Here is a 1,660-nt window from a genome sequence, read left to right on the forward strand (position 1 = left end):
ATAAGATACTCATAAATTTATGAGTATCTTATAAATTTGTTTTATATTCTAGATAGGAATATATAGATTTTTGTTTCCATTTGTATGCACCTATACTATAAACAACTTTCATTGCAAATGAAAAAGCATAACTGATAATTTCAGTATAAGTCCTATACTAAAACTTAAACTTAATAAAAGTTATGCTTTTCTTATAAGGGAAGTAGAGGAAGGTTAGTCTTCCATTTTGCTTTAAGTTTAGGCATTGCTTATAAATAAATACTTTGTTAGAAACGTATATCAAAGGCTTTTTCACAGCCTATATATAAGTTCATTAGCCTCAATTGCCTAGATATTAATAACTTCTATTAATTTAAATTGATGATTATGATATTGATAATGCAAAGTACAGCCATTAGTCATTTTAGGCAATGTATCATTACAATATAACTGACTGAAAAAGAACATTGCCCCAGCATGACTAACCACTAATACATTTTGATGATCATCCCGTTCCATAATTTCTATTAAAGCATCATTGATTCGAGATTGTACCATCTCCGTAGTTTCACCACCGTATAATGGAAAAAATTCATCAAACTTTTCTAAAGGTGGATTTAAATCTTCGCTTTCTCCTTCAAAAAGACCAAAACCTCGCTCTTTTAATTCCATAATTCTAGTATAGTTATGTTCAGTAATTAACTCCATCGTCTCACTGCTTCTACTAGCATAGATGCAATAATAATGATCAATTTCAATTCCTGATAATTTTTCTTTAACTTGCAAAGCCTGCTTTTTGCCATTACTGGTTAGTGGTGAATCACACCAACCCTGTATTTTACGTCTTTGATTAAACAATGTTTCCCCATGACGTACTAAATACAAATTTTTCATTATCTCCACTCCTCAAGTGTCGTTGAATCCAATTCACTAGCTGCATCCTGATCCATAATTATAGTTAAATCTGGATGTAATTTAAGAATTGTGGCTGGTATCATTTCATCAATTTCTCCCTCGATAACTCTTTTAACTATACTAGCCTTGTGTTTGCCGTTAACAATCATTACTAATTGTCGTGCCATCATTACACTACGTGGTCCCATTGTCACAAAATAATCAGGTACTGCCGCCAATTCTCCATCAAATTCACTATTGGCAATTGATTGAAAATGTTCTTTAAAAATTGGTAGTTTAACTGTTAAGTTATCCCATTTTGTTTTTCTTGGTGAATTACCACAAAAATGCCCATCATAGCCCAAGCCTAAAATCAATAAATCTAAACCCCCATCTTGTTTAATCATCTCGTCATAGTGTTGATAATTATCAATTGTTAATTTGTGAATTTGTTCTTCTTTAATATTAGCCTTACTATAATAATATTTTCTTAAATTAGAAATAGTTACTCCCTCACGATCAGAATTATTAAAAGGAATTTCATCAAAATTATAATAATGAACATTATCAAAATATCTTTTATCTTTAACTAAAGGTACTAATTTTTCATACATTCTAATTGGCGTAGACCCTGCTGTGATGGCTAGGTTAACTCGATGTTTTTTTATCATTTGAGGCATCAAATAATTTATCGCCATATCACTCATTTCTTCATATGTATCAGTAACAATAATTCTCATTTTATTTTTCCTCCTCATTGACTTCTAATTGATAGTTTAGTTTATCT

The 1,660-nt window shown here is 30.3% G+C and carries 2 protein-coding genes; both read right to left on the minus strand.

Annotated features, from left to right (window positions below):
• Positions 1-327: 327 nt before the first annotated feature.
• A complete protein-coding gene (locus ACLR9T_RS14535; RefSeq protein ID WP_413110165.1) occupies positions 328-873 on the minus strand; it encodes a histidine phosphatase family protein in 546 nt (181 codons plus the stop codon).
• Complete coding sequence (locus tag ACLR9T_RS14540) at positions 873-1,613, minus strand: glucosamine-6-phosphate deaminase (protein ID WP_413110166.1); 741 nt, start codon at positions 1,611-1,613, stop codon at positions 873-875. The genes ACLR9T_RS14535 and ACLR9T_RS14540 overlap by 1 nt, the downstream gene beginning before the upstream one ends.
• Positions 1,614-1,660: the final 47 nt, after the last annotated feature.

It is taken from the genome of Thomasclavelia sp., from assembly GCF_047249845.1.
Classification (GTDB): Bacteria; Bacillota_I; Bacilli_A; order Erysipelotrichales; family Coprobacillaceae; genus Thomasclavelia.

What these genes read in the sequence shown, in the direction of transcription:
- ACLR9T_RS14535 (WP_413110165.1), bottom strand. Translation starts at nt 873, where the DNA reads ATGAAAAATTTGTATTTAGTACGTCATGGGGAAACATTGTTTAATCAA.
- ACLR9T_RS14540 (WP_413110166.1), bottom strand. Translation starts at nt 1,613, where the DNA reads ATGAGAATTATTGTTACTGATACATATGAAGAAATGAGTGATATGGCG.